At 69.7% G+C, this 25,081-nt stretch carries 18 protein-coding genes and 1 pseudogene; 11 read left to right on the top strand and 8 right to left on the bottom strand.

The features are described from left to right. Positions 1-4: 4 nt before the first annotated feature. The 3 genes from AB0D14_RS08640 to AB0D14_RS08630 form a co-directional block, all read right to left on the bottom strand. Positions 5-580 carry a hypothetical protein gene (locus AB0D14_RS08640; protein ID WP_362776136.1) on the bottom strand — a complete coding sequence of 192 codons (576 nt, stop codon included), beginning with the start codon at positions 578-580 and terminating at the stop codon, positions 5-7. A gap of 190 nt (positions 581-770) precedes the next feature. Continuing rightward, entirely contained in the window at positions 771-1,676 is a 906-nt protein-coding gene (locus tag AB0D14_RS08635; RefSeq protein ID WP_362776134.1) for a tRNA (adenine-N1)-methyltransferase, read from the bottom strand. 120 nt (positions 1,677-1,796) lie between these two features. Continuing rightward, a complete protein-coding gene (locus AB0D14_RS08630) occupies positions 1,797-3,398 on the bottom strand; it encodes a site-2 protease family protein (RefSeq protein ID WP_362776133.1) in 1,602 nt (533 codons plus the stop codon). A 182-nt stretch (positions 3,399-3,580) separates the two neighbouring features. Here AB0D14_RS08630 and AB0D14_RS08625 point away from each other — a divergent pair, with 182 nt between their 5' ends. Further along, positions 3,581-4,624 (top strand): PD-(D/E)XK nuclease family protein, encoded by a 1,044-nt coding sequence (locus tag AB0D14_RS08625; RefSeq protein ID WP_362776131.1) that lies wholly within the window; start codon positions 3,581-3,583, stop codon positions 4,622-4,624. Positions 4,625-4,720: 96 nt separating this feature from the next. Then, complete coding sequence (locus tag AB0D14_RS08620; RefSeq protein ID WP_362776129.1) at positions 4,721-5,392, top strand: response regulator transcription factor; 672 nt, start codon at positions 4,721-4,723, stop codon at positions 5,390-5,392. A gap of 133 nt (positions 5,393-5,525) precedes the next feature. Here AB0D14_RS08620 and AB0D14_RS08615 read toward each other — a convergent pair whose 3' ends face one another. The 4 genes from AB0D14_RS08615 to metH form a co-directional block, all read right to left on the bottom strand. Then, positions 5,526-7,109 (bottom strand): ABC transporter substrate-binding protein, encoded by a 1,584-nt coding sequence (locus AB0D14_RS08615; protein ID WP_362776128.1) that lies wholly within the window; start codon positions 7,107-7,109, stop codon positions 5,526-5,528. 54 nt (positions 7,110-7,163) lie between these two features. After that, positions 7,164-8,774: an ABC transporter substrate-binding protein gene (locus tag AB0D14_RS08610; RefSeq protein WP_362776127.1), complete on the bottom strand. Its 1,611-nt coding sequence runs from the start codon at positions 8,772-8,774 to the stop codon at positions 7,164-7,166. Positions 8,775-9,206: 432 nt separating this feature from the next. Then, positions 9,207-9,908: an HAD family phosphatase gene (locus AB0D14_RS08605; RefSeq protein ID WP_362776125.1), complete on the bottom strand. Its 702-nt coding sequence runs from the start codon at positions 9,906-9,908 to the stop codon at positions 9,207-9,209. A 173-nt stretch (positions 9,909-10,081) separates the two neighbouring features. After that, on the bottom strand, positions 10,082-13,609 hold the full coding sequence (gene metH, locus AB0D14_RS08600) for a methionine synthase (RefSeq protein ID WP_362776123.1): 3,528 nt from the start codon (positions 13,607-13,609) through the stop codon (positions 10,082-10,084). Between the two features lie 271 nt (positions 13,610-13,880). On the opposite strand from metH, the gene AB0D14_RS08595 reads away from it, so the two are divergent. The 9 genes and pseudogenes from AB0D14_RS08595 to AB0D14_RS08555 all read left to right on the top strand — a co-directional run bounded on the left by AB0D14_RS08595 (position 13,881) and on the right by AB0D14_RS08555 (position 23,723). After that, entirely contained in the window at positions 13,881-14,645 is a 765-nt protein-coding gene (locus AB0D14_RS08595) for an IclR family transcriptional regulator (RefSeq protein ID WP_362776122.1), read from the top strand. A 349-nt stretch (positions 14,646-14,994) separates the two neighbouring features. Beyond that, positions 14,995-15,783 carry an MIP/aquaporin family protein gene (locus AB0D14_RS08590; protein ID WP_362776120.1) on the top strand — a complete coding sequence of 263 codons (789 nt, stop codon included), beginning with the start codon at positions 14,995-14,997 and terminating at the stop codon, positions 15,781-15,783. Between the two features lie 114 nt (positions 15,784-15,897). Further along, positions 15,898-17,457 carry a glycerol kinase GlpK gene (gene glpK / locus AB0D14_RS08585; protein WP_362776119.1) on the top strand — a complete coding sequence of 520 codons (1,560 nt, stop codon included), beginning with the start codon at positions 15,898-15,900 and terminating at the stop codon, positions 17,455-17,457. Between the two features lie 29 nt (positions 17,458-17,486). Continuing rightward, positions 17,487-19,112 (top strand): glycerol-3-phosphate dehydrogenase/oxidase, encoded by a 1,626-nt coding sequence (locus tag AB0D14_RS08580; RefSeq protein WP_362776118.1) that lies wholly within the window; start codon positions 17,487-17,489, stop codon positions 19,110-19,112. Between the two features lie 197 nt (positions 19,113-19,309). Continuing rightward, positions 19,310-19,498, top strand: a pseudogene (locus AB0D14_RS08575) (ABC transporter permease); the annotation flags it as partial. Next, entirely contained in the window at positions 19,495-20,259 is a 765-nt protein-coding gene (locus tag AB0D14_RS08570) for a nucleoside phosphorylase (protein WP_362776116.1), read from the top strand. The pseudogene AB0D14_RS08575 and the gene AB0D14_RS08570, both read left to right, overlap by 4 nt. Then, positions 20,256-21,614 (top strand): amidohydrolase, encoded by a 1,359-nt coding sequence (locus AB0D14_RS08565; RefSeq protein ID WP_362776114.1) that lies wholly within the window; start codon positions 20,256-20,258, stop codon positions 21,612-21,614. The genes AB0D14_RS08570 and AB0D14_RS08565 overlap by 4 nt, the downstream gene beginning before the upstream one ends. Before the next feature lie 134 nt (positions 21,615-21,748). Beyond that, positions 21,749-22,420 (top strand): FadR/GntR family transcriptional regulator, encoded by a 672-nt coding sequence (locus AB0D14_RS08560; protein WP_362776113.1) that lies wholly within the window; start codon positions 21,749-21,751, stop codon positions 22,418-22,420. 127 nt (positions 22,421-22,547) lie between these two features. Beyond that, positions 22,548-23,723: a PAC2 family protein gene (locus tag AB0D14_RS08555; protein WP_362776111.1), complete on the top strand. Its 1,176-nt coding sequence runs from the start codon at positions 22,548-22,550 to the stop codon at positions 23,721-23,723. 98 nt (positions 23,724-23,821) lie between these two features. Here the strand turns inward: AB0D14_RS08555 and AB0D14_RS08550 are convergent, their stop codons facing one another. Next, positions 23,822-24,778 (bottom strand): superoxide dismutase, encoded by a 957-nt coding sequence (locus AB0D14_RS08550; protein WP_362776109.1) that lies wholly within the window; start codon positions 24,776-24,778, stop codon positions 23,822-23,824. Positions 24,779-25,081: the final 303 nt, after the last annotated feature.

Raw genomic sequence — 25,081 nt, 5'->3', positions numbered from 1 at the left:
TTTCTCACATGCCCTGGGCCGCAGGCGGTGTCGAGCGCATGAATGAGCCGTTCTTCCACTGCCACTTGGCGTCTTCGTCGACGTCGGGGCAGCAACTCGGTACGTCGGGCGAGGAGTAGCCGAGCAGGGTGGCGGTGATCGTGGCGTCGCGGAGTGTGAGTTCCTCCACGGACAGCCGGTCCTTCGGGTCGACGAGGGTGGCCACGACCCGGGGCTTCGAAGAGCCCTCCGGTGTGGTGAGGACGTAGACGCCGCTCGGTGGGGTGCCGGAGCCGGCGTCGCAGCGGACCACGGTGACCGTCTCGGGGCGGCCGTCGCCGTCGAGGTCGCCGGAGGCCTTTTTCTGGATGATGACTTTCGCGGGACCGCAGTCGAGGGGGAAGTCGGCGCGGGCCGGGTCGGGGGGTGTCGCGGCCGCTGGGGCGCTTTTCGCCTCCGGGCCGTGCTGGACGGCCGTCGCCGCTTCGGGCTGGAGGAAGGCGGAGGCCGCGACGACCGCGGCGAGCGCTGTTGCCGTGGCGACCCAGTGGATCGGGCGGGTGTGGGTGTGAGCCAGTTCCGGGACGGCGGATTGCTGCACTAGGAAGTGTCTCCTGCGAGGGCTGTGCCGGTGGGGTGGCCAGCATGGTGCCACACGTCACACCGCGAGGGAACGGTGGGGTCGGGGGTACTGGTGGCTCGTCAAGGGAAAAGCGCTGTGGCCGAGTTCCCGAGGGGTTCTCGGGAACTCGGCCACGGTGGTTGCGCGTTGTGTGCGGCACGGGGCCGCTTCAGCGGCCGGCGGCGCCCCCGTCGGCGTTCGGTCCGGTGTAGTCGTCGCCGTACGCGCCCTTGGAGGGGCGGCGGCGGCGCATGGGCGGCTCGACGCCGTCCGCGAGACGGCGGGCGGTGAGCAGGAAGCCGGTGTGGCCGATCATCCGGTGGTCGGGACGGACCGCCAGACCCTCGATGTGCCAGTTGCGGACCATCGACTCCCAGGCGGTCGGCTCGGCGAAGCAGCCGATCTCGCGGATGGACTCGACGGTCCGGGCGAGCTGGGTGGTGGTCGCCACGTAGCAGCAGACGATGCCGCCGGGGACGAGCGCCTTGGAGACGGCTTCCAGGCACTCCCAGGGGGCGAGCATGTCGAGGACGACGCGGTCGACCTCGGTGTCCGACAGGTTGTCCTGGAGGTCGCCGACGGTGAGCTGCCAGGCGGGGTGGGGGCTGCCGAAGTAGCGCTCCACGTTCTGCTGGGCGATCTCGGCGAAGTCCTCGCGGCGCTCGTAGGAGTGCAGCATGCCCTGGTCGCCGACGGCGCGGAGCAGGAAGGTGCTGAGCGAGCCGGAGCCGACGCCGGCCTCGACGACGCGTGCGCCGGGGAAGATGTCGGCGAAGGCCAGGATCTGCCCCGCGTCCTTGGGGTAGACCACGGCGGCGCCGCGGGGCATGGACAGGACGAAGTCGGGGAGCAGGGGGCGCAGTGCCAGATAGGCGACGTTCCCCGTGGTACGGACAACGCTGCCCTCGGGAGCGCCGATCAGCTCGTCGTGCGGGAAGGAACCCTTGTGGGTGTGGAAGTTCTTCCCCGCTTCGAGCGTGAACGTGTAGTGGCGGCCCTTGGGGTCGGTCAGCTGTACCTGGTCCCCGACCTTGAAGGGCCCGCGTCGGCGGGCGGCACCGGTCGGTTCGGACATGTGAGCCAGCCTACCGGCGTTTGTGGGGGGCGCCGACCACGGTGTCGGGGTGCTCGGGAGCGTGGCGGGCCGGGGGTGCTTCGTGGCTGAGCGCGCGGTTTCCCGCGGCCCTTTCGGGGCTCAGGAGGGGCGGGCCATGGCCTTGACGAAGGCCCGTTCCACGTCTGCCGCTGAGAGGACTCCGTAGATCTCGCCGGACTCCTCCACCACGAGGTACTCGGTCGCCGGGGTGGCGCGCAGGAATTCCAGGAGGTCCTCGCCGGCCAGTTCGGCGGAGACGCGCATGCCGTCCGTCAGGTCCTGGGCGAGTCCGCTGACGGCGACCCAGGGGCGGCGGTGTTCCGGTACGCCCACGATGGCTGCTTCGCGGACGAGTGAGAGGGGGTCGCCGTCGGCGTCCACCACGACCAGGGCGCGGGCGCCGGCCTCGTTGGCCCGGCGCAGTGCTTCGGAGAGCGGGGTGGCGGTCTCGACGGGGACGGCGCGCCGGGTGAGGGCGCGGGCTCTCAGGTCGGGCAGGTGTTCGCGCAGGCGGGCCATGCGGAGGCTGTTTCCGGCGCCGGTCCAGATGATCGCGGCGAGGATCGCGGCGAGCAGGGCGTCCATGACGGTGTCCATGCCGCTGATGTCCTCGGCGTCCGTGCCGAGAGCTCCGGAGTGGGTGAGCAGGGGCAGTCCGATGAGTACGGAGATCGCGAGGGCGCGGCCGACCCAGGCGGCGGCGATGGTGCCGCTCATCGGCCTGCCGGTGATCTTCCAGACGACGGCGCGGAGCATGCGGCCGCCGTCGAGGGGCAGGCCGGGGAGCAGGTTGAACGCGGCGACGATCAGGTTCGAGATCATCAGGCCGGCCAGGAGGACGCCGGGGACGGTACCCGGTTCGACCGCCTGCAGGGCGAGGTAGAAGAGGCCGCTGAGGATCAGTGAGAGCAGTGGGCCGACGAAGGCGAGGACGAATTCGCGTCCGGGTGTCTCGGACTCCTTCTCGATCTCGGAGACTCCGCCGAAGAACTGGAGCTGGATACGGCGCACGGGCAGCTTGAAGCGCAGGGCCGCGACCGTGTGCGCCAGTTCGTGGACGAGTACGGAGGCGTAGAACGCGACGGCGAAGAAGAGCGAGACGAGGTAGCGGGTCATGCCCAGTTCGGGCAGGACACGTTCGAGCTGGCCGCCGAAGACCCAGGTGATGAGGGCGGCGACGAGGAACCAGCTGGGGGCCACGTACACCGGTACGCCGAAGGGGCGCCCCATGAGGAGGCCGCCGCCTGGTTCCTTGCCCCGCCGGGGGGCGGGGCCCTTCCTGCCCTTCTTGCGGCCGGGCTCGGGGGCGGGGGCGTGGGGGGTGTGGGCCTCGGTCCGGTCGGTGTCGTGCGGCTGCGGGGGTGCGTGGCCGTCGGCGCGTGCGTCCGCCGGGGGCGGGGTCGGGTGGTGGCCGGGGCCGGCCGGCGGCGTGGGCGTCGGCTCTGCACCGGCCTGGTCGTCCGCCGGGGTGTGCTCGGTTCGGGGGCGCTTCTGGAGACGTTCCGCCGTCGTGTCTTCCGTCGGCTCGGGACGGGTCGGGTCCGCCTGTTCCGCCGGGGCGCCGGCGTGGTGCGTTTCCTGGCCGGAGGGGGGCCGGGCCGTCGTGGTCGCGGGGTCGCCGGGTCGCGGCTGTCCCGTGCGGCGCTCGTCGGCCTCGTCCGTGCCGGATCGCGGCTGCCCGCTCCCGCCGCTCTCGTCCACGATGTCCCCTCGTTCGACGCGTGTCCCGCTCGCGATCACGCATGCGAGAGGTCTTCTGCTCGATGGTATGCGTCCGTCGTGGTGTGTTCGGCCCCGGCACCCCCTCCGTTTCCGGTGCGGGCGTGCGGCGCGCACGTCACCGTGTGCCGCGGTGTCAGTGGCGAGCCGTAAAGTCTGTCGTCATGGAAACCAGCAGCGACGGCGTCGTCCAGCCAGGCCCCGATGCCGTACCGGCGGACGACGCGGCTCAGCGGTCCGATGCCGCGGCCGCGCTGCCCGTGGTCTCCTCGGCCGAGCCGGCCGGAGTCACGGTGCCGCGGCCTGCCGGGCCGGTGGGCGACTCGGTGGGTTCCGGTGTCCCGGGCGGCTCGTCCGGTCGCGTCGCGGGTGCCGTGCCTCCGGCTTCGCTGTCGCCCTCGCGTGCGGGGGACTTCATGCAGTGTCCGTTGCTGTACCGGTTCCGGGTGATCGACAAGTTGCCCGAGAAGCCGAGCGAGGCGGCGACTCGGGGGACGCTGGTGCACGCGGTCCTGGAGCGGCTGTTCGACTCCCCGGCCTCCGAGCGGACGGCACCGCGTGCGAAGTCGCTGATTCCCGGCCAGTGGGACCGGCTGCGGGAGGCGAAACCGGAGCTGGCCGAGCTGTTCGCGGACTCCGACGAGCAGGCCGCGGGCGAGAAGCTGGCGCGCTGGCTCGCCGAGGCCGAGCGGCTGGTCGAGCGCTGGTTCACCCTGGAGGATCCGACCCGTCTCGAACCGGCCGAGCGTGAGCTCTTCGTGGAGGCGCAGCTCGACTCGGGCCTGAAGCTGCGGGGCATCATCGACCGCGTCGACGTGGCGCCCACGGGTGAGGTCCGCATCGTCGACTACAAGACGGGCAAGGCCCCGCGTCCGGAGTACGCGGAGGGTGCCCTGTTCCAGATGAAGTTCTACGCTCTGGTGGTGTGGCGGCTGAAACAGGTCGTGCCGCGCCGTCTCCAGCTCGTCTATCTGGGCAGCGGCGACGTGCTCACGTACGACCCGGAGCCGGCCGATCTGGAGCGGGTGGAGCGCAAGCTGCACTCCCTGTGGGAGGCGATCCGGCTCGCCACGGAGACCGGTGACTGGCGTCCGCGGCCCACCAAGCTCTGCGGCTGGTGCGACCACCAGGCGGTCTGTCCGGAATTCGGCGGCACTCCCCCGCCGTATCCGCTCCCGGTGGGGGTGCCCGGCTCCGGCGGTGCCTGAGAACCTGCGTCCGAGGCGGGCGGACACAGTGCCCCGGCGGCGGGCCGGGTGGCTCGCGCAGGGCAGAATGGGGCCGGACTAGCGAAGGAGACTTACGTGGCGATCCGCGTCCTACTGGTCGACGACCAGCCGCTGCTGCGCACCGGCTTCCGGATGATTCTGGAGGCCGAGCAGGACATCGCGGTCGTGGGCGAGGCCGGTGACGGTCTTCAGGCACTCGATCAGGTACGTGCCCTGCAGCCCGATGTGGTTCTGATGGACATCCGTATGCCGAGGATGGACGGAGTCGAGGCGACCCGGCAGATCACGGGCCCCGGCCGGGACGGTCCGGCGAAGGTGCTGGTTCTGACGACTTTCGACCTCGACGAGTATGTGGTGGAGGGCCTGCGTGCCGGCGCCAGCGGTTTTCTCCTGAAGGACGCGCCGGCCAACGAGTTGGTGCAGGCGATCCGGGTGGTGGCCGCGGGTGAGGCCATGCTGGCGCCCAGCATCACCCGTCGGCTGCTCGACAAGTACGCGAGCCATCTGCCGTCGGGTGACGAGCCGGTGCCGGACACCCTGCACACGCTCACGGAGCGCGAGGTCGAGGTCCTGAAGCTGGTGGCCCGTGGGCTGTCGAACGCCGAGGTGGCCGCCGACCTGTTCGTCAGCGAGACCACGGTCAAGACACATGTGGGCCACGTCCTCACCAAGCTGGGGCTGCGGGACCGTGTGCAGGCCGCGGTGTACGCGTACGAGAGCGGTCTGGTGCGTCCCGGAGCGCAGTGAGGGAGAGCGGTCCGGTGCGCCCCGCGGCGGACGCGGCAAGAGAGCGGCAAGAGAAATGGCCGCCCCCCTTCGAAGGGGGGCGGCCATTTGCCTGGATGCCTGCGATGCGCGGACGGGATCCGCGTTCGGGCGGTCAGTTCTTGCTGATCTCCCAGAAGCGGAACACCGTGGACGCGTCGAGGCAGTTCTCCAGGCCGTAGACGTTGTCGCGGACGACCGCGTACTGCTTGGCCTGCCAGATCGGGACGACCGGGGCCTGCTCGGCGACGATGTCCTGGAGTTCGCCGTACCGCTGGCCGGTCGACGAGCGGTCGCTCTGTGCGGCGGTCTCGGGGATGAGCTGTTCGGTGACCGTGGAGTTCGCGTAGTTGTTGTCCAGGACGTTGCCCTTGCCGAAGAACGGGGCCGTGAAGTTGTCCGGGTCGGGGTAGTCCGGCACCCAGCCCTTCACGTACACGCCGTACTTGCCCGCCGCGATGTCCTTCTCGTACCGGTCGTAGGGGACGGACTTCACGGTCGCGTCGAACAGGCCGCTGGCGTTGAGTTGTCCGGCTATCGCCTTGAACTCCTGGTCCGTGGACGGCCCGTAGCGGGTCGGTGTCGACCAGAGGGTCAGCTTCACCTTGTCGGTGATGCCGTCGGCGGCCAGCGCGGCCCGGGCCTCGGCGCGCGAGGGGCTGGAGCCGTAGGTGTTGAAGAAGGCCGTGTTGTGGCCGGTGATGCCGGCCGGGATGACCGAGTAGAGCGGGGTCGCCGTGTTCTCGTAGACCTCGTCGATGAGGGCGTCGCGGTCCAGCAGCTGGGCGATGGCCCTGCGGACGCCCGGCCTGCCCGCCACCGGGTCCCCCAGGTTGAACACCAGGTGCTGCACCTCGGCGCTGGAGCCCTCGACGACCTCGATGTCCTGGTCGCCGGTGGTGTCCGCCTCGATCTCCGCGATGTCCTCGGCGGCGAGACCCCGGTATGCGACGTCGACCTTGTTGTCGACGACGGCCTTCTTCAGGCCCGAGCGGTCGCCGTGGAAGAACTTGAGGGTCACACCGGAGTTCTGTGTCTCGGCGTTGCCCCGGTAGTTCTCGTTGACCGAGAAGACGGCCTCGTCCTTGCCGAACGAATCCAGCTTGTACGGGCCCGAGCCGACGGCCTTGCCGTCCTCGCGCAGCCCGTCGGCGGAGTACGCGCGGCGGTTGACGATCGAACCGGCGCCGGAGGCGATCTTGCTCGGGAAGGTGGCGTCGGAGACCTTGAGCTTGAAGACGACCTTCTTGTCGCTCGGGGTCTCCACCTCGTCCAGCATGGGGAACATGATCGCGGGCCCCGCGGCGTCGTCGATCCGCCTCATGCGGTCGAAGGAGAACTTGACGTCCTTCGAGGTCAGGTCGTCACCGTTGCTGAACCGCAGTCCGTCGCGCAGGGTGCACTCGTAGACCTTGGCCGCCGTGTCCGTGAAGGCGCATTCCCTGGCTGCCTCCGGCTCGGGTTCGGTGCCTCCCTTGGGGAAGCTGAGCAACGACTGGAAGACGTTGTTGAACAGCAGCCAGGAGCCCGGGTCGTAACCGGAGGCCGGGTCGGTGGCGAGGACGTCGTCGGTCATTCCCATGACGATGTCGGTGCCACTTCCGTCGGCGGTGCCCGTCTCCGAGCCGCATCCGGTGAGCAGACCGGCGGCCAGTCCTGCCACGGCGGGCAGGACCGGCAACTTGGTTCGCATGTTCACGTGCACGTGCCTTGTCGTCGTTCTCGGTCCGTTCAGGGGCTTTCGCCGTGAACGTCAGCTGTCGCTGCCCACTCCCCGGCTCAGCTCCCACAGCTGCAGCGTCGCCGACGAGTTGACCGCGTACTCGGCGCCGGTGATGTCGTCCCGTACGGCGACGTACTGCTTACCCTGCCACATCGGCAGGAGCGGAACGTCATCGGCGACGATGGACTGGATCTCGGTGATGCTCTTCGAGGCCGTGAGCCGGTCGGCCTCGCGACGGGAATCCGGGATCAGGGTGTTACGGATGCGGCTGTTCACGTACGTCGACGCGATGGTGTTGTCCTTGTCGAGGAACGGCGTGAGGAAGGTCTCGGCGTCCGGGAAGTCGGGGAACCAGCCCATGCCGAAGACCGCGAACTTGCCCTCACTCTGCTTGGGACGGTAGGTGTCCCACTTCTCGCCCTTGATGTCGACGTCGAAGAGCCCGGTGTCGTTGAGCTGCTTCTGCAGCGTCTCGAACTCGGTCTTGGTGGCGGAGCCGTAGTGGTCCGTCGTGTAGTGCATCGTGAACTTCACCGGCGTCGTGACGTTGGCCCCGTCGAGCAGTGCCTTGGCCTTGGCGACGCTCGGCTCGCCGTACTTGTTGAAGAACGAGTTGGCGTGGCCGGTGACCGTGGCCGGGACCATCGAGTACAGCGGGTCGGCGCCGGAGCCGTACACCTTGGAGGTCAGCGCACCGCGGTCGACGACGTGGGCGACCGCCTGGCGGACCGCCTTGTCCTTCAGCGACGGGGCCTCGGTGTCGAAGCCGATGTAGCGGATCTCCAGACCGGGCTGCTCGATCACGTCGATGTCGCTGTCCTCGGCGTTCTGCAGCTTCTTGATCTGCTCGGGCGACATGGTGCGGGTCAGCATGTCGACGTCGCCCTTGTTGAGCGCGGCACCCATGGCGTCGGCGTCGGCGAACGACCGCAGTTCGACCTTCTCGTTCTTTATTTCCGAGATCCCCTGGTAGTTGGGGTTCTTGGTGAAAACGATCTTTTTGACGTCGTCGCCGTCGGTCTCGGCCTTGAGGGTGTACGGGCCGGAGCTGCTCACTTCGACGCCGTTGCGCAGCTTGTTCTTCTTGTAGTCGGCGGGGTTGACGATGCCCGCGACCGGCGTGGAGAGCTTGAACGGGAAGGTGGCGTCGGCGGTGTTGAGATGGAAGATGACCTCGCGCTCACCCTTGGTCTCGACGGCATCGACCGTCGACAGCAGCGAGGCGACCTCGGTGTCGGCCTTGATCGCCATCGCGCGGTCGATGGAGAACTTCACGTCCTCGGCGGTGACCGGATCCCCGTTGGAGAACTTGAGGTCCTTGCGCAGCGTGCAGGCGTACCGCTCGTTGCCCGAGTCGGTGAAACCGCACTCCTCGGCAGCCTCCGGAGCCGGGTCGCCGCCACCGTTGGGCATGGCCATCAGGGTCTGGACCGTCTGACGGAGGACGTTCCAGGAACCGACGTCGTACGCGTAGGCCGGGTCGAACGGCGCCGGGGTCTCTTTCGAGGCGGAGAACGCGTCGGTGGTGCCGACAACGATGGCCTCGCCGCCCTCGCTCCCGCTGTCGGAACCCCCACAGGCAACGAGGACCGGCGCGAGCAGACCGATCACGGCCGGCAGCACCAAAGTCTTACGGTTCATGCTCGAAGTTCTCCAGAGCTGTCGGTCCCGCGGGCCCGGCAGGCCGGGGTGTTGGGGTCGGGTCACGGGGTTATGGCGATGTTCTCGCGATGAGATTAGTCCGCACCGGGCAGGACCGTTCGCAAGTACCGAAGTTGAGTTCCCATCACGCTGCGAAACCGGTTGCGGACACACCGAAAACCCGAGAGTGGAAGGATTCGTACAGCGTTCCACGTATCAGGACACAAGGGCACGTCCAACACCCCCGGAAAGGCTTGCCAGTCACACCGGGAACCCCCTGTCGACCCCTCCGGGAGTGGCGAACATCACACCCTCAACTGTGTTGGAAAGTACCGGAATTCGGCCATCCGCAGCACGCGGGCGACGGCCCATTTAATCCGGTGTATCGGCCACGTGGGTTTTCGGATTCACTCGCACACCGTGGGTGAACGATTAGCGCTTTTCCGTCATCAGGCCTCGTAGAAAAGGCAGGTCGACGTGTTCGAGGGAGGTCACGACGGTCCGTCCGGCGGCCTGGGCGATCGGAGCCACCGAGGGCACGGCCACGACGCGGCAGCCCGCGGCCTCGGCGGCGGCCACGCCTGTCATGGTGTCCTCGATCACCGCGCATCTGGCCGGATCCGCCCCCAGCCCGGCGGCCGCGAGCAGATACGGATCGGGGAAGGGCTTGGTGCGCTCCACCTCGTCGCCCGCGACGGTCAGGGCGAAGTTCTGGGCACCGAGCGAGACCAGAACGCGGTCGATGATGCGGCGGTGCGAGGCGGAGACCAGCGCCGTGGGGACGCGGTGCGCGGCGAGCTCGGCCAGGAGTCCCGCGGCGCCCGGCATCAACGGCAGAGCCCGGCCGATGAGCTCCTCGAACCCGTCGTTCAGCAGCACCGTGAGTTCGGAGAGAGTGATCTTGGCGCCGGTGGCCTCGATGAGGAAGCCGGCGCTGCGGGTCATGGGGCCGCCGACCACCACGTGGCGCCAGGAGTCGTCCAGTCTGTGGCCGAGCCGGGAGAACACCTCGACCTCGGCGTCCCACCAGAAGCCCTCCGTGTCCACCAGAGTGCCGTCCATGTCGAGGAGGACGGCCTGGAGGGCGGAGCCCTCGGCCATACGGGTACCTTCCGCGGGGACCGTACTGGTCATAGGCGCACCTCCGTTTAGGGACGAGAAGGCCGGCCCCCTTGAGGGGACCGGCCTGCACTGGACCGACCAGTGTACGTCGCCGGGCGAACCGGCGCCTCTTGGGACGGGGCGGGTCTTGGGACGGGGCGGGCGCGGTTGAGCGGCGCCCCGCCCTCAGAGCCCGTGTCCGGCTCTCAGCGGGCGTTGAAGTACTTTGCCTCCGGGTGGTGGATGACGATCGCGTCCGTGGACTGTTCCGGGTGGAGCTGGAACTCCTCGGAGAGGTGGACGCCGATGCGCTCGGGCTCCAGGAGTCGGGCGATCTTGGCGCGGTCCTCCAGGTCCGGGCAGGCGCCGTAGCCGAGGGAGAAGCGGGCGCCGCGGTACTTGAGCGCGAACATGTCTTCGACGCCGGCCGGGTCCTCGCCGGCGAAGCCGAGTTCGGAGCGCACGCGCGCGTGCCAGTACTCGGCGAGGGCCTCCGCCAGCTGGACGGACAGGCCGTGCAGTTCCAGGTAGTCCCGGTAGGAGTTCGCCTCGAAGAGCTTCGCCGTCTCCTCGCCGATCCGGGAGCCGACGGTGACGACCTGGAGGCCGACGACGTCCGGCTCGCCGGACTCCTCCGGGCGGAAGAAGTCGGCCAGGCACAGCCGGCGGCCGCGGCGCTGACGCGGGAAGGTGAAGCGGGTGCGTTCGTTGCCCTGCTCGTCCAGGAGGATCAGGTCGTCGTCCTTGGACACACAGGGGAAGTAGCCGTAGACGACGGCCGCCTCCAGCAGGTTGCCGGTCTGCAGCTGGTCCAGGAGGCCGCGCAGCCGCGGCCTGCCCTCGGTCTCCACCAGCTCCTCGTACGTCGGCCCGTCGCCCGTGCGCGCCTGCTTGAGGCCCCACTGGCCCTTGAAGAGCGCGCCCTCGTCGAGCCAGGACGCGTACTCCTTGAGCTGGATGCCCTTGATGACGCGGGTGCCCCAGAACGGCGGCTCGGGGACGGGGTTGTCAATCGAGACGTCGGAGCGGGCGGCGCCCTCTTCGGGGCGCTCCTCGACGACGGCCCGGTCGACGGCCTTGACCCGGCGCTGCTTCAGCTCGGGCAGGGTCGCGCCGGGCACGCCCCGCTTGACCCCGATCAGCGCGTCCATCAGGCGCAGGCCCTCGAACGCGTCGCGGGCGTAGCGGACCTCGCCCTCGTAGATCTCGTGCAGGTCCTGCTCGACGTATGCCCGGGTCAGGGCGGCACCGCCGAGGATCACCGGGTAGTCGGCGGCCATCTTGCGCTGGTTGAGCTCCTGCAGGTTCTCCTTCATGATCACCGTGGACTTGACCAGCAGTCCGGACATGCCGATGACGTCCGCCCGGTGTTCCTTGGCGGCTTCCAGGATCGCGGAGACGGGCTGCTTGATACCGAGGTTGACCACGGTGTAGCCGTTGTTGGACAGGATGATGTCGACGAGGTTCTTGCCGATGTCGTGCACGTCACCGCGCACGGTGGCCAGCACGATGGTGCCCTTGCCCTCGTCGTCGGTCTTCTCCATGTGCGGTTCCAGCTGGGCCACCGCGGTCTTCATGACCTCGGCGGACTGGAGCACGAACGGCAGCTGCATCTGACCGGAGCCGAACAGTTCACCGACGACCTTCATGCCGTCCAGCAGTGTCTCGTTGACGATGTCGAGGGCCGAGCGCTCCTGGAGGGCGTCCTCCAGGTCCTGTTCGAGGCCGTTCTTCTCGCCGTCGATGATGCGCCGCTTGAGCCTCTCGTCCAGCGGCAGGGCCGCCAGCTCCTCGGCGCGGCCGGCCTTGCGGGACTTGGTGGTGGCGCCCTCGAAGAGGGCCATCAGCTTCTGCAGCGGGTCGTAGCCCTCGCGGCGGCGGTCGTGGATGAGGTCGAGGGCGGTGGTGACCTCCTCCTCGGTGAAGCGGGCGATCGGCAGGATCTTCGAGGCGTGCACGATCGCCGAGTCGAGGCCCGCCTTCACGCACTCGTCCAGGAAGACCGAGTTGAGCAGGACGCGCGCCGCCGGGTTGAGGCCGAAGGAGATGTTCGACAGGCCGAGCGTGGTCTGCACGCCCGGGCGGCGGGCCTTGAGCCGGCGGATCGCCTCGATGGTGGCGATGCCGTCGCCCCGGGACTCCTCCTGGCCGGTGCAGATGGTGAAGGTCAGAGTGTCGATGAGGATGTCCGACTCGTGGATGCCCCAGTTGCCGGTGAGGTCGTCGATGAGCCGCTCGGCGATCGCCACCTTGTGCTCGGGGGTGCGGGCCTGGCCCTCCTCGTCGATGGTCAGGGCGATCAGCGCGGCGCCGTGCTCCTGCGCGAGCTGGGTGACCTTCGCGAACCGTGACTCGGGGCCGTCGCCGTCCTCGTAGTTGACGGAGTTGATGACCGCGCGCCCGCCGAGCTTCTCCAGGCCGGCACGGATCACCGGGACCTCGGTGGAGTCGAGGACGATCGGCAGCGTGGAAGCCGTCGCGAAGCGCCCGGCCAGCTCCTGCATGTCGGCCACGCCGTCGCGGCCCACGTAGTCGACGCACAGGTCGAGCATGTGCGCGCCCTCGCGGATCTGGTCGCGGACCATCTCCACACAGTCGTCCCAGCGGGCCTCCAGCATGGCGTCACGGAACTTCCTCGAACCGTTGGCGTTGGTGCGCTCGCCGATCGCCATGTACGCGGTGTCCTGGCGGAACGACACGGTCTGGTAGAGCGAGGCGGCGCCGGGCTCGGGGCTCGGGTCGCGCTCGGCCGGAGTCAGCTCCCGTACGCGCTCGACGACCTGACGCAGGTGCTCCGGCGTCGAGCCGCAGCAGCCGCCGACCAGTGAGAGACCGTAGTCGCGTACGAAGTTCTCCTGCGCGTCGGCCAGTTCGGGCGGCGTCAGCGGGAAGTACGCGCCGTCCTTGGTCAGCACGGGCAAGCCCGCGTTCGGCATACACATCAGCGGCGTACGCGAGTGGCGGGCCAGATAGCGCAGATGCTCACTCATCTCGGCCGGGCCTGTCGAGCAGTTCAGGCCGATCAGGTCGATACCGAGCGGCTCCAGGGCGGTCAGTGCCGCACCGATCTCCGAGCCGAGCAGCATGACGCCCGTGGTCTCGAAGGCGAGCGAGCAGATCAGCGGCACATCGACGCCCAGTGCGTCCATCGCACGGCGCGCGCCGATCAGACTGGACTTGGTCTGGAGCAGGTCCTGCGTGGTCTCCACGATCAGGGCGTCCGCGCCACCGGCGAGCAGGCCCTCGGCGTTCTGCTGGTAGCCGTCACGCAGTACGTCGTACGCGATGTGGCCGAGCGACGGCAGCTTGGTGCCCGGGCCGATCGAGCCGAGGACCCAGCGCTGGCGACCGTCCTTGGCGCCGAACTCGTCGGCGACCTCCCGGGCGATACGGGCGCCCGCCTCGGACAGCTCGAAGATCCGGTCGGCGATCTCGTACTCGTTCGCCGCTGAGTGGTTCGAGCCGAAGGTGTTGGTCTCGACGCAGTCGACGCCGACGGCGAAGTACTCCTCGTGGACGGAGCGCACGATGTCGGGGCGCGTGAGGTTCAGGATCTCGTTGCAGCCCTCGAGGTTCTCGAAGTCCTCAAGGGTTGGATCCTGTGCCTGGAGCATCGTGCCCATCGCGCCGTCGGCCACCACCACCCGGGTGGCGAGCGCCTCGCGGAGGGCGTCGGTTCGGGCGCGGCTGTGGCCGGGCTCGGACGGAAGGGACGGGTTCGGCAACGAGGCCATGGAAGATGCTCCCTGGGGTGCGACGGCTGTCGGCTTTGCCCTTCTCATGGAAGGCGCACCCCGTCAGGGTAGCCCGCGGCGACGCCGAAGGGTCAGGAGCGTCCACGGGGCGGACGGGCGATCCGTACCCGGTGACGGTCGGGATGCGTACTCAACTCATCACGGCCACCCATTAGCGGGAGGTCGACAGCGAGCGGTAATGTTCGACATTGCCGAACGGTGGCAGCGAAGCGCCGACCGACGGTCCAAGGGGACGGAGGGCGGGACGTCGATGGCACGGAACATCCAGTCGCTCGAACGGGCGGCCGCGATGCTGCGGCTGCTCGCGGGCGGGGAACGACGGCTCGGCCTGTCGGACATCGCCTCGTCGCTGGGCCTGGCCAAGGGCACGGCCCACGGGATTCTGCGCACGCTCCAGCAGGAGGGGTTCGTCGAGCAGGACGGGGCCTCCGGGCGCTACCAACTGGGCGCCGAACTGCTGCGCCTCGGCACGACCTATCTCGATGTGCACGAACTGCGGGCGCGCGCCCTGGTGTGGACCGACGACCTGGCCCGCTCCAGCGGTGAGAGCGTCTACCTGGGGGTGCTGCACCAGCAGGGCGTGCTGATCGTGCACCACGTGTTCAGACCCGACGACAGCCGGCAGGTGCTGGAGGTCGGGGCCATGCAGCCCCTGCACTCCACGGCGCTGGGCAAGGTCCTTTCGGCCTACGACCCGGTGGCGCACAGCGAGGCCCTGGAGGCCGAGCGCAAGGAGTTCACGGCGCGCACCATAAGCGCTCCCGAGTCGTTCGAGGGCGTCCTCGACCTCACGCGGGCGCGGGGGTACGCCGCCGACGTCGAGGAGACCTGGACAGGAGTGGCCTCGGTGGCCGCGCCCGTCCACAACCAGCGGCGGATGCCCGTCGGCGCGGTGGGGGTCGCGGGGGCGGTGGAGCGCGTCTGCAAGGACGGCGAGCTGCGCCCCGAGTTGATCGCCGCCGTCCGCGACTGCGCCCGCGCGGTGTCCAGGGACCTGGGCGCCGGGCGGTTCTGAGTCCGCTCCGCGGATCGTGGGAAGAAGGCCGGTACGTCATCGACGTACCGGCCTTCTCCATGCCGTGGCGGCCACAGAACGTGCCTGCTCGCACGCGGTGTACGGCCGCCTCGAAGATCGATAGGCCACAGCAATCAATAACGATCGTGTTTTCGATATCAGGGGCCTTGACGAGGTGGTATTGACAGAGCGAGACTCGCGTCCATCGGTCGGCATTGTCGAACACCTACCGGCAATACGCGTTAGAGTGTGACAAGGCCAGGACCGACAACTACCTCACCTGAGGTCGCGGACCACCGGAGGGACCCGGTGTTCGCCTTTCCCTGGACGAAGGACAAAGGAGTCGCGGGTGTCCAGCTCCGACATCTTCATCGGCGAGACCATCGGTACCGCCATTCTCATCCTGCTCGGCGGTGGCGTGTGCGCCGCCGTCACGCTGAAAGCCTCCAAGGCACGCAACGCCGGGTGGCTCGCCATCACCTTCGGGTGGGGCTTCGCGGTGATGACCGCCGTGTACATCTCGGCGCCTCTGTCCGGTGCCCATCTGAACCCGGCTGTCACCCTCGGCATCGCGATCAAGGACGACGACTGGAGCAACGTCCTGACCTATTGGTCGGGCCAGCTCCTCGGCGCCATGATCGGCGCCGTGCTCGTGTGGATCGCGTACTACGGACAGTTCCTCGCGCACCTCACCGACCGCGAGATCGTGGGCGGTCCCGGTACGCAGGACATCAAGTCCGTGGAGGCGCGGGAGGCCAAGGCCGGCCCGGTGCTCGGCGTCTTCTCCACCGGCCCGGAGGTCCGGGTCGCGTGGCAGAACGTCGCCACGGAGATCATCGGCACGGCCGTGCTGGTGCTCGCGGTCCTCACACAGGGGCTCAACGACAGCGGCAAGGGTCTCGGCACCCTGGGCGCGCTGATCACCGCCTTCGTGGTCGTCAGCATCGGTCTCTCGCTCGGTGGTCCGACGGGGTACGCGATCAACCCGGTCCGTGACCTCGGCCCGCGCATCGTGCACGCCCTGCTGCCCCTGCCCAACAAGGGCGGTTCGGACTGGGCCTACGCCTGGGTCCCGGTCGTGGGGCCGCTGATCGGCGGAGCGGCCGCCGCAGGCCTCTACAACGTCGCTTTTGCTTAGAGCCGCATGTCTGCTCGGGGCCGACGTCCTCCGGTACGGGACGGGCGTCGGCCCCGAGCCGAAAGCAATACGCCGTAAGCCAGCCCCTTATCCACGGACTTTCAGGAGCACACCGTGACCGACGCGCACACCGCCGCCACGCATTCCCACGGCGCAGGGCCGTTCATCGCCGCCATCGACCAGGGCACCACCTCCAGCCGCTGCATCGTCTTCGACCGGGACGGCCGGATCGTCTCCGTCGACCAGAAGGAGCACGAGCAGATCTTCCCGAAGCCGGGCTGGGTCGAGCACGACGCCACCGAGATCTGGACCAACGTCGAGGAGGTCGTCGCCTCGGCCATCGAGAAGGCCGGCATCACCCGCGACGACATCAAGGCCATCGGCATCACCAACCAGCGCGAGACGACGCTGCTGTGGGACAAGAACACCGGTGAGCCCGTCCACAACGCCCTCGTCTGGCAGGACACCCGCACCGACGCGCTCTGCAAGGAGCTGGGCCGCAACGTCGGTCAGGACCGCTTCCGCCGCCAGACCGGCCTGCCCCTCGCGTCGTACTTCGCGGGGCCCAAGGCCCGCTGGCTCCTTGACAACGTCGAGGGTCTTCGCGAGCGCGCCGAGGCCGGCGACATCCTCTTCGGCACGATGGACAGCTGGGTCATCTGGAACCTGACGGGCGGTGTGGACGGCGGCAGGCATGTCACCGACGTCACCAACGCCTCCCGCACGATGCTGATGAACCTGCACACCATGCAGTGGGACGAGTCGATCGCCGAGTCCATCGGTGTCCCGATGGCGATGCTGCCCGAGATCCGCTCCTCCGCCGAGGTGTACGGCGAGATCACCGGCGGCAAGCTGGGCGACCTGCTCGGTGGCATCCCGGTCGCCTCCGCGCTCGGCGACCAGCAGGCGGCCCTCTTCGGCCAGACCTGTTTCGCCGAGGGCGAGGCGAAGTCCACGTACGGCACCGGCACGTTCATGCTGATGAACACCGGTGACAAGCTCATCAACTCCTACAGCGGACTGCTGACCACAGTCGGGTACCAGATCGGCGACCAGAAGCCGGTCTACGCGCTCGAAGGCTCCATCGCTGTCACCGGGTCGCTCGTCCAGTGGATGCGCGACCAGATGGGCCTGATCAAGTCCGCCGCGGAGATCGAGACGCTCGCGCTGTCGGTCGAGGACAACGGCGGCGCGTACTTCGTGCCGGCCTTCTCCGGTCTGTTCGCCCCGTACTGGCGCCCCGACGCCCGCGGTGTGATCACCGGCCTGACCCGGTACGTCACCAAGGCCCACATCGCGCGCGCCGTCCTGGAGGCCACGGCCTGGCAGACCCGTGAGATCAGCGACGCCATGACGAAGGACTCCGGCGTCGAGCTCACGGCCCTCAAGGTCGACGGCGGCATGACCTCCAACAACCTGCTGATGCAGACCCTGGCCGACGTCCTGGACGCCCCTGTGGTGCGCCCGATGGTCGCCGAGACCACCTGCCTCGGCGCCGCCTACGCCGCCGGTCTCGCCGTCGGCTTCTGGACCAACACCGAAGACCTGCGCGCCAACTGGCGCCGGGCCGCGGAATGGACCCCGAACATGGCCGCGGAGACCCGTGACCGTGAGTACAAGAGCTGGCTCAAGGCCGTCGAGCGGACCATGGGCTGGATCGAAGACGAAGACTGACGTCGAAGACCGACTAGGAGTAATTCGCAATGACCACCCTGCAGAGTGTCCCGGCTCTTGGGACGCACCCGGCCAACGGCTCCGCCGCGTTCAACGTGAAGGCAGTGGGCCGCGCCGAGACCCGGGAACAGTTGTCCAAGGCGACATACGACCTCCTGGTGATCGGTGGCGGGATCCTGGGCATCTCCACCGCCTGGCATGCCGCACAGTCGGGCCTGCGGGTGGCCCTGGTCGACGCCGGCGACTTCGCCGGCGCGACCTCCTCCGCCTCCTCCAAGCTGCTCCACGGCGGTCTGCGCTACCTGCAGACCGGCGCGGTGAAGCTGGTGGCGGAGAACCACTTCGAGCGCCGTGCGGTCTCCCGCCAGGTGGCCCCCCACCTGGCGAATCCGCTCACGTTCTACCTCCCCGTGTACAAGGGCGGGCCGCACGGCGCGGCGAAGCTGGGCGCGGGTGTCTTCGCGTACTCGGCCCTGTCGGCCTTCGGTGACGGCGTCGGCCATCTGCTCTCACCGTCGAAGGCCGCGCAGGATGTCCCCGAGCTGCGTACGGACAACCTCAAGGCCGTGGCCGTGTACGGCGACGACCAGATGAACGACTCCCGGATGGCGCTGATGACGGTCCGTGCGGCCGCCGAGTCGGGTGCCACCGTGCTCAACCACGCCGCGGTCACCGGTCTGCGCTTCACCCGGGGCCGGGTGACCGGCGCGGAGCTGAAGGACACGCTCTCCGGTGACGAGTTCGGTGTGTCGGCGCGCCTGGTGCTGAACGCGACCGGCCCGTGGGTCGACCACCTGCGGAAGATGGAGGACGAGAACGCGGCGCCGTCCATCCGGCTGTCGAAGGGCGCGCACCTGGTCCTCAAGCGCACCTCTCCGTGGAAGGCCGCGCTGGCCACGCCGATCGACAAGTACCGCATCACCTTCGCCCTCCCCTGGGAGGACATGCTGCTGCTCGGCACGACCGACGAGGAGTACGAGGGCGACCCGGCGGACGTCTCGGTCACCGAGAAGGACACCGCCCAGATACTGGACGAGGCCGCGTTCTCCATCCGGGACAAGCAGCTGACCCGTGATCTGATCACGTACTCCTTCGCCGGACTGCGCGTGCTGCCGGGCGGCCCCGGCGCCACGTCGAAGGCCAAGCGGGAGACGGTCGTCACCGAGGGCCGTGGCGGCATGCTGTCCGTCGCGGGCGGCAAGTGGACGACCTTCCGCCACATCGGCCGGACCGTCATGAAGCAGCTGGAGTCGCTGCCGGGCCGTCCGCTCGGCGAGGACTTCGAGCCGGTCTCCGCGCTGCCGAAGAAGCTGCCGCTGCCGGGTGTCGCCAACCCGCGCGCGGTCGCGCACCGGCTTCTGGTCGACTCTCCGGCGCAGGGTCCGCGGATGGCCGCCGACACCGCCAGGCACCTGGCGACGCACTACGGTTCGCTGGCCTTCGACATCGCCCGGCTCGCGAACGACAACCCGGAGCTGGCCGGGCGTGTGCACGAGGACGCTCCCGAGATCTGGGCGCAGGTCGTGTACGCCCGTGACAACGAATGGGCCGAGACGGCGGACGACGTGCTGCGCCGCCGGACGACCCTGACGATCCGCGGGCTCGCGGACGACGAGGTGCGGGGCAAGGTGCAGGACCTGCTCGACAAGAAGTGACGAGCGGCGGGGACACGGCGTAGGGCGAAGGGCGGCTGCCACGGGGGCAGCCGCCCTTCGGCCTATGCCTATGCCCCTCGCCCAGCAGCCTTCGGCACAGCTTCTCAATGGTTGAGCACGAGGGCGTCTACCTGGCGGGCGCCGAGGCCGGACTGCTCAGCGAGAGCGGCAGGGTCGGCGCGGTCGACATGCTCCTGCCGCTCGGTGTGCTGCTCGCCGCGCTACTCTTCGGCCTTGCCGAGGCCGCGGGCTTCCGGCTGCAGGGCCTCGGTATGCCGCAGCAGGCGACCGACGCCGCGCCGTACGTCGTCACGCTCGTCGCCCTCTTCCTCAGCACGGCCCAGCGCCGCCGCCGCAATGCCCGTACGACTGGAGTCGCCTCATGACACAGGACCAGGACCTGGCCCCCATCACGCGTATACCCCGCACCGGGTTGCCTCCGCGCGCCGTCGTCGTCGGGGATCCCGCGCGCGCCGCGGTCGTCGCCGCGCTGCTCGACGGCGCCGAGGAGGTGTCGTACCACCGTGAGTACCGTGCGTTCACCGGGACGTGGAAGGGTCTGCCGGTGGTCGTCGCCTCCCACGGGGTCGGCGCGCCGGGTGCGATCCTGCTCTTCCAGGAACTGGCGGACGCGGGCGTGAGCACCTTCCTGCGGTTCGGTACGGCGGGTGCGATGCGGCCCGGGATCCAGGACGGCGACCTCGTCATCGCGGAGGCGGCGGTACGCGACGACGGTGTGACCCAGCAGCTGTTGCCGCCCGAGTATCCGGCGGTGGCCACGCCCGAGGTGGTGCTCGCGCTCCAGCTGGCGGCGCGTGAGCAGGGCGCACCGCACCACCGGGGTCTCGTGTGGACGCGGGCCGCGTTCCAGCCGGGGCTGATACCGCTGTTCTCGTACGACGGGGCGGGGCTCGCGGCCATCGAGATGGAGTTGTCCGCGCTGTATGTGACGGCCTCGCTGCGTGGGCTGACCGCGGGCGGTGTGCTCGTGATCGACGGCGCGAACGCGGACGAGCTGGTCGACGAGGCCGGCACCGGCGGCTACAACCCGCACCGTGAGATCGTCGCGGCCGGCGTGGAGCGCGGCGCGGTGGTCACGCTGGAGTCCCTGCGCCTGCTGGCCGAGGCCGAGGAGCGCGCGCTGTGACCGTCCCCTCCCCACGCCCCGCCACCATCGGCGCCGACGCCGACGCCGGCGCCGACCTGTTGATCCACGGCGGTGACGTCCTCACCGTCGACGAGGCCGGCACGGTCGTGCACGACGGAGCCGTGGCCGTCCGCGACGGCGAGATCGTCGAGGTCGGGCCGGCCGGGGAACTGCGCGCGCGGTACGCGGCGGCCGACACCCTCGACGCGACCGGCTGCCTGGTGCTCCCCGGCCTGGTCAACGCGCACACCCATCTGGCGATGACGCTGCTGCGCGGTCGCGCCGACGACGTGACGCTGCAGGGCTTCCTGGAGCGCGTACTGCGCTGGGAGAGCGAGCTGTTGTCCGCGGACAACGTCGCCACGGCGATCCGGGTCGCGATCGCGGAGAGCGTACGGGCCGGGGTGACCTCGGCGCTCGACATGTACTGGTTCCACGAGGCGGCCGAGCGGGTCGCGCGGGAGGCGGGCTGGCGGTTGCACACGGGGCCGACCTTCATGGACGTACCGGGCCCGCCCGACGGCATGGCGTACGAGGACCGAATGGAGTGGGCCCGCCGCGATCTGGCCGGCCGTGCGCGGCGGCCCGGCATGCGCCCCGTGCTGTTCGCGCACTCCGCGTACACCCTCTCCCCCGAACAGCTGACCGAGATCGCGGACCTGGCAAGGGAGTTCGACGCGCTGCTGCACATCCACGCGGCGGAGAACGCCACCGAGGTCGCCACCGTCGAGGTGCTCTACGGCAAGCGGCCGGTCGAACTGCTCGACTCGCTCGGGCTGCTCGGCCCCGATCTGCTGCTGGCCCACGCCGTGGACCTGACGGGCTCCGAGATCGCGGCACTGGCCCGTACCGGCACCTCGGTCGCCCACTGTCCGGTGTCGAACCTCAAGCTGGGCTGCGGCATCGCCCCCGTGCCGCGGATGCTGAGCGCGGGCGTGACGGTCGGCCTCGGCACGGACGGCGCGGTCAGCTCCAACACGCTGGACGTACTGCGCTCGCTGGGTCTCGCGGCCCTGGTGCACAAGGCCGGCGGGGACCCCACCGCGGTCGGCGCCGAGCAGGCGGTACGCATGGCGACGATCGAGGGCGCCCGGGCACTGGGCCTCGACGCCCAACTGGGTTCGCTGGAGGCGGGCAAGCGGGCCGACCTGATCGTCCTGGACCTGAGCGGTGCCCATCTGGCGCCCCGCCACGACCTCTGGTCGACGCTCGCGTACGCCGCCCGGGCCGAGGACGTACGGGACACGCTCGTCGACGGCCGCCTCCTGATGCGCGACCGTACGCTCACCACGCTCGACGAGGGCGCCGCGCTTGCGGAGCTGGCCGCTCTCGTGTCACGGTCCGATCTCGTGTGATCGCCGCGGGACGGGGCCCTCGTCGGGTGAGGCCCCTCATCGGCGGCCGAGGCCGCATAATCAGACATCGGATGTAAGACAGGTGCAAGACATCGGGTGTCTGAGCGACAGCCTGAGTGACAGGGAGGCCCGCCATGGCAGTCACCGATGAGGCGATCGAGAAGATCAAGGGAATGATCGTCTCCGGCGCGCTGCGCCCCGGCGACCGGCTTCCGAAGGAGAGCGAGCTCGCCGCCGACCTGGGCCTGTCCCGCAACTCCCTGCGCGAGGCGGTACGCGCGCTGTCCCTGATCCGCATCCTGGACGTGCGGCAGGGCGACGGCACGTACGTCACGAGTCTGGACCCGCAGCTCCTGCTGGAGGCGCTGAGCTTCGTCGTCGACTTCCACCGCGACGACACGGTCCTGGAGTTCCTCGCGGTACGCCGCATCCTGGAACCGGCCGCGACGGCGATGGCGGCGCTGCGGATCAGCGAACAGCAACTGGACGCGCTGGCAGCCCAGTTGGACGTTCTGGGCGACGGGCCCTCGGTGGAGGAACTCGTCGCCTGCGACCTGGAGTTCCACCGGGGCATCGTGCAGAGCTCCGGGAACTCGGTGCTCTGCTCCCTCCTCGACGGCCTCTCCGGACCCACGACCCGCGCCCGTATCTGGCGGGGCCTGACCCAGGAGGACGCGGTCAGCCGCACACTGCACGAGCACCGCGCGATCCTCGGCGCCCTGCGCGACCGGGACGCGGAGGCGGCCCGCTCCTGGGCGACCGTGCACATCGCGAGCGTGGAGCAGTGGCTGCGCTCGACGCTGTGAGGGTGTTCGGAGGCGGGGAACGGGGCAGTGATCCGGTCACTCCCCCACACAAGGGGGCGGCAGATGCCCTGCGCGCAAGCCGTAAGGTTGGGGCGTACGCGAGGGGCACATCGGAAGGAGGCGCCGGGTGATCGAGCTCGAGGGGGTTCCCGAGCTGGTCGACCCCGTCATGGTGGCCGCGTTCGAGGGCTGGAACGACGCCGGCGACGCCGCCTCCACCGCGGTCGCGCATCTGGACAGTGAATGGAAGGGCGAGGTGTTCGCGGCGCTGGACGCCGAGGACTACTACGACTTCCAGGTGAACCGCCCCACCGTGTGGCTGGACGGCGGTGTACGCAAGATCACCTGGCCGACGACAAGGTTGTCGGTGGTCCGGGTCGGCGGCGAGAAGCCGCGTGACCTGGTGCTGGTGCGGGGCATCGAACCGTCGATGCGCTGGCGCTCCTTCTGCAACGAACTGCTCGGCTTCGCCCATGAGCTGGGCGTGGAGCTGGTGGTGATCCTCGGCGCGCTGCTCGGCGACACCCCGCACACCCGTCCGGTGCCGGTCAGCGGAGTCACCTCCGACCCGGACCTGGCACGCACGATGGATCTGGAGGAGACCAAGTACGAGGGCCCCACGGGCATCGTCGGCATCCTCCAGGAGGCGTGCACGCACGCGGGCGTACCCGCGGTGTCGCTGTGGGCGGCCGTGCCGCACTATGTCTCGCAGCCGCCGAACCCGAAGGCGACGCTGGCTCTCCTGAACCGCCTGGAGGACCTCATCGACCTGCGGATCCCGCTGGGCGAGCTTCCCGAGGACGCCCGGGCCTGGCAGGTGGGCGTGGACCAGCTGGCCGCGGAGGACAGCGAGGTCGCCGAGTACGTGCAGTCGCTGGAGGAGGCCCGGGACACCGCCGAGCTGCCGGAGGCGTCGGGCGAGGCGATCGCCCGCGAGTTCGAGCGCTATCTGCGCAGACGGGACGGGGGCGGTCCGGCGGCACCGCCCGGCAGCCACGCCACGGAGAGCGGAGACCCCGCCACGTACCTCCGTGACACCCCGGGCGGCGGCCGTGCCAGGCCGCCGAAGCCGCAGCGGCCGGAGGCCCCGGAACCCGCGGAGAGCACGGACGGTGTCGGCGGCGAGGCCGGGGACACCGGCGGCACCGCTGGCACCGCTGGTACCGCTGGTACCGACGAGGACACCACCACCGCCGCCGGGGGAACCTCCGGCTCTCCCGAGGACTCGTCGGGCTCGTCGGGGCCTTCGCGGCCCCGGGGCTCCGCCGACCCTTCGGACCTCCCTGATTCCTCGGAGGACTGACCGGGCGGAGGGACTGACCGGGCGGAGGGGCGGTGCGCTGCGAGCGCACCGCCCCTCGCACGTCAGGCCTCCCGTCACACCCCACGTCACACCTCACGTCACACCTGGGGTACCGCCACAGCGTCGTAGTCCGTGTCGGGCGCCGGCTGCTCGACGTCGAAGCGCGCGTTCGGCAGGTACAGGCGGTCGCCCCACGCGGCGGCCGTCGTCGGGATACGGAAGCGTGGGTCGGTGATCCGGGCGATCGCCCTGCCCCGGGTACCGGCCGCGTTCAGCCGGAACACGTCGATGGCGTTCTGCTGCTGCTGGACGACGTAGAGGACCCTGCCGACAAGCAACAGACCGTCCCCGTTGGGCAGTGCGGCTCCGCCGAGCTCCACGGCGGTCGCGGCTCCGGTGCGCGGGTCCACCCGCATCAGTGTGCCGCCGTCGGCGAAGCAGTTCACCACCAGGAGCGCGCTGCCGTCCGGGGTGCGCTCGATGCCGTTGGCGGTGAAGTCCGTGCCCTGCTGCCAGTCGCCGCTCAGCGGTACGGTCGTGACGGCTCCGGGCCGCCCGTGCCGGTCCAGCGCGAGCCGGTAGAGCCGGGGCAGGAACGAGTCGGTGAACCAGGCCGCGCCCGGAGTGAGGATCACGTCGTTCACGAACGTCCCGCCGACGGCGTACGTCTTCTCGATCCTCCCCGAGCGGACGTCGACGGTACGCAGATCACCGCCGGCCCCGCCGCTGACGAACAGCCGGCCGTGGCGGTCGAGCTTCAAGCCCACGCTGGGGTGCCCGGGCCCGGGGCCCTCGCTGATGACGGAGCCGCGCCCGGTGGCGAGGCTCGCCCGGTAGATGTCGCCGTTGGCCAGCGATCCGAAGTACGCGAACGGGGTCGAGCCGATGGCTATGCCCTCCGGCTGGAAGCCGTCCGGCAGCGGAAAACGGTCGGGCCAGGCCTTCTTCCGCGTTTCGGCCGCGTGTGCCGTCCCGCCCAGGAGTGCCGTTCCGCCCACGGCGGCGGCCGTGGTGAGGAGTCTTCGACGTGCGAAGGAACGGTCTGCGATTACCACGGTGCGTCCTTCCACAGGGGGCCGACGCGCTGTCGGCCCGACGGTCAACAGACGCTGTCACCCCATCACATGACACCCGTCTCCGCAGTCTTTGGCCGGATTGTGGCGTGACATCGCTTTCAGGACGGAATGCGCACGGTACCCAATTCAACTTATTGTCAAACGCAGTTGGCGAACTCGGGGGTGGACGAGTCGGCCCGGGAGGAGCAGGGTGTGCCCCGGAGGACGCAACCGGACGAAACAGAACCGAAACGGTTCGCCGACGAAAGACAAGCCGAAACGGTCGCCGACGAAAGACAAGTG

It is taken from the genome of Streptomyces sp. NPDC048484 (assembly GCF_040651415.1).
GTDB lineage: Bacteria > Actinomycetota > Actinomycetes > Streptomycetales > Streptomycetaceae > Streptomyces.
Note: the sequence above shows the minus strand (reverse complement) of the source record. Positions and strands in the feature narration are given on the sequence as shown.

Coding starts and splice junctions, on each gene's coding strand:
- AB0D14_RS08635 (WP_362776134.1), bottom strand. CDS start 1,676: ATGTCCGAACCGACCGGTGCCGCCCGCCGACGCGGGCCCTTCAAGGTC.
- AB0D14_RS08625 (WP_362776131.1), top strand. CDS start 3,581: ATGGAAACCAGCAGCGACGGCGTCGTCCAGCCAGGCCCCGATGCCGTA.
- AB0D14_RS08610 (WP_362776127.1), bottom strand. CDS start 8,774: ATGAACCGTAAGACTTTGGTGCTGCCGGCCGTGATCGGTCTGCTCGCG.
- AB0D14_RS08605 (WP_362776125.1), bottom strand. CDS start 9,908: ATGACCAGTACGGTCCCCGCGGAAGGTACCCGTATGGCCGAGGGCTCC.
- metH (WP_362776123.1), bottom strand. CDS start 13,609: ATGGCCTCGTTGCCGAACCCGTCCCTTCCGTCCGAGCCCGGCCACAGC.
- AB0D14_RS08595 (WP_362776122.1), top strand. CDS start 13,881: ATGGCACGGAACATCCAGTCGCTCGAACGGGCGGCCGCGATGCTGCGG.
- AB0D14_RS08580 (WP_362776118.1), top strand. CDS start 17,487: ATGACCACCCTGCAGAGTGTCCCGGCTCTTGGGACGCACCCGGCCAAC.
- AB0D14_RS08570 (WP_362776116.1), top strand. CDS start 19,495: ATGACACAGGACCAGGACCTGGCCCCCATCACGCGTATACCCCGCACC.
- AB0D14_RS08560 (WP_362776113.1), top strand. CDS start 21,749: ATGGCAGTCACCGATGAGGCGATCGAGAAGATCAAGGGAATGATCGTC.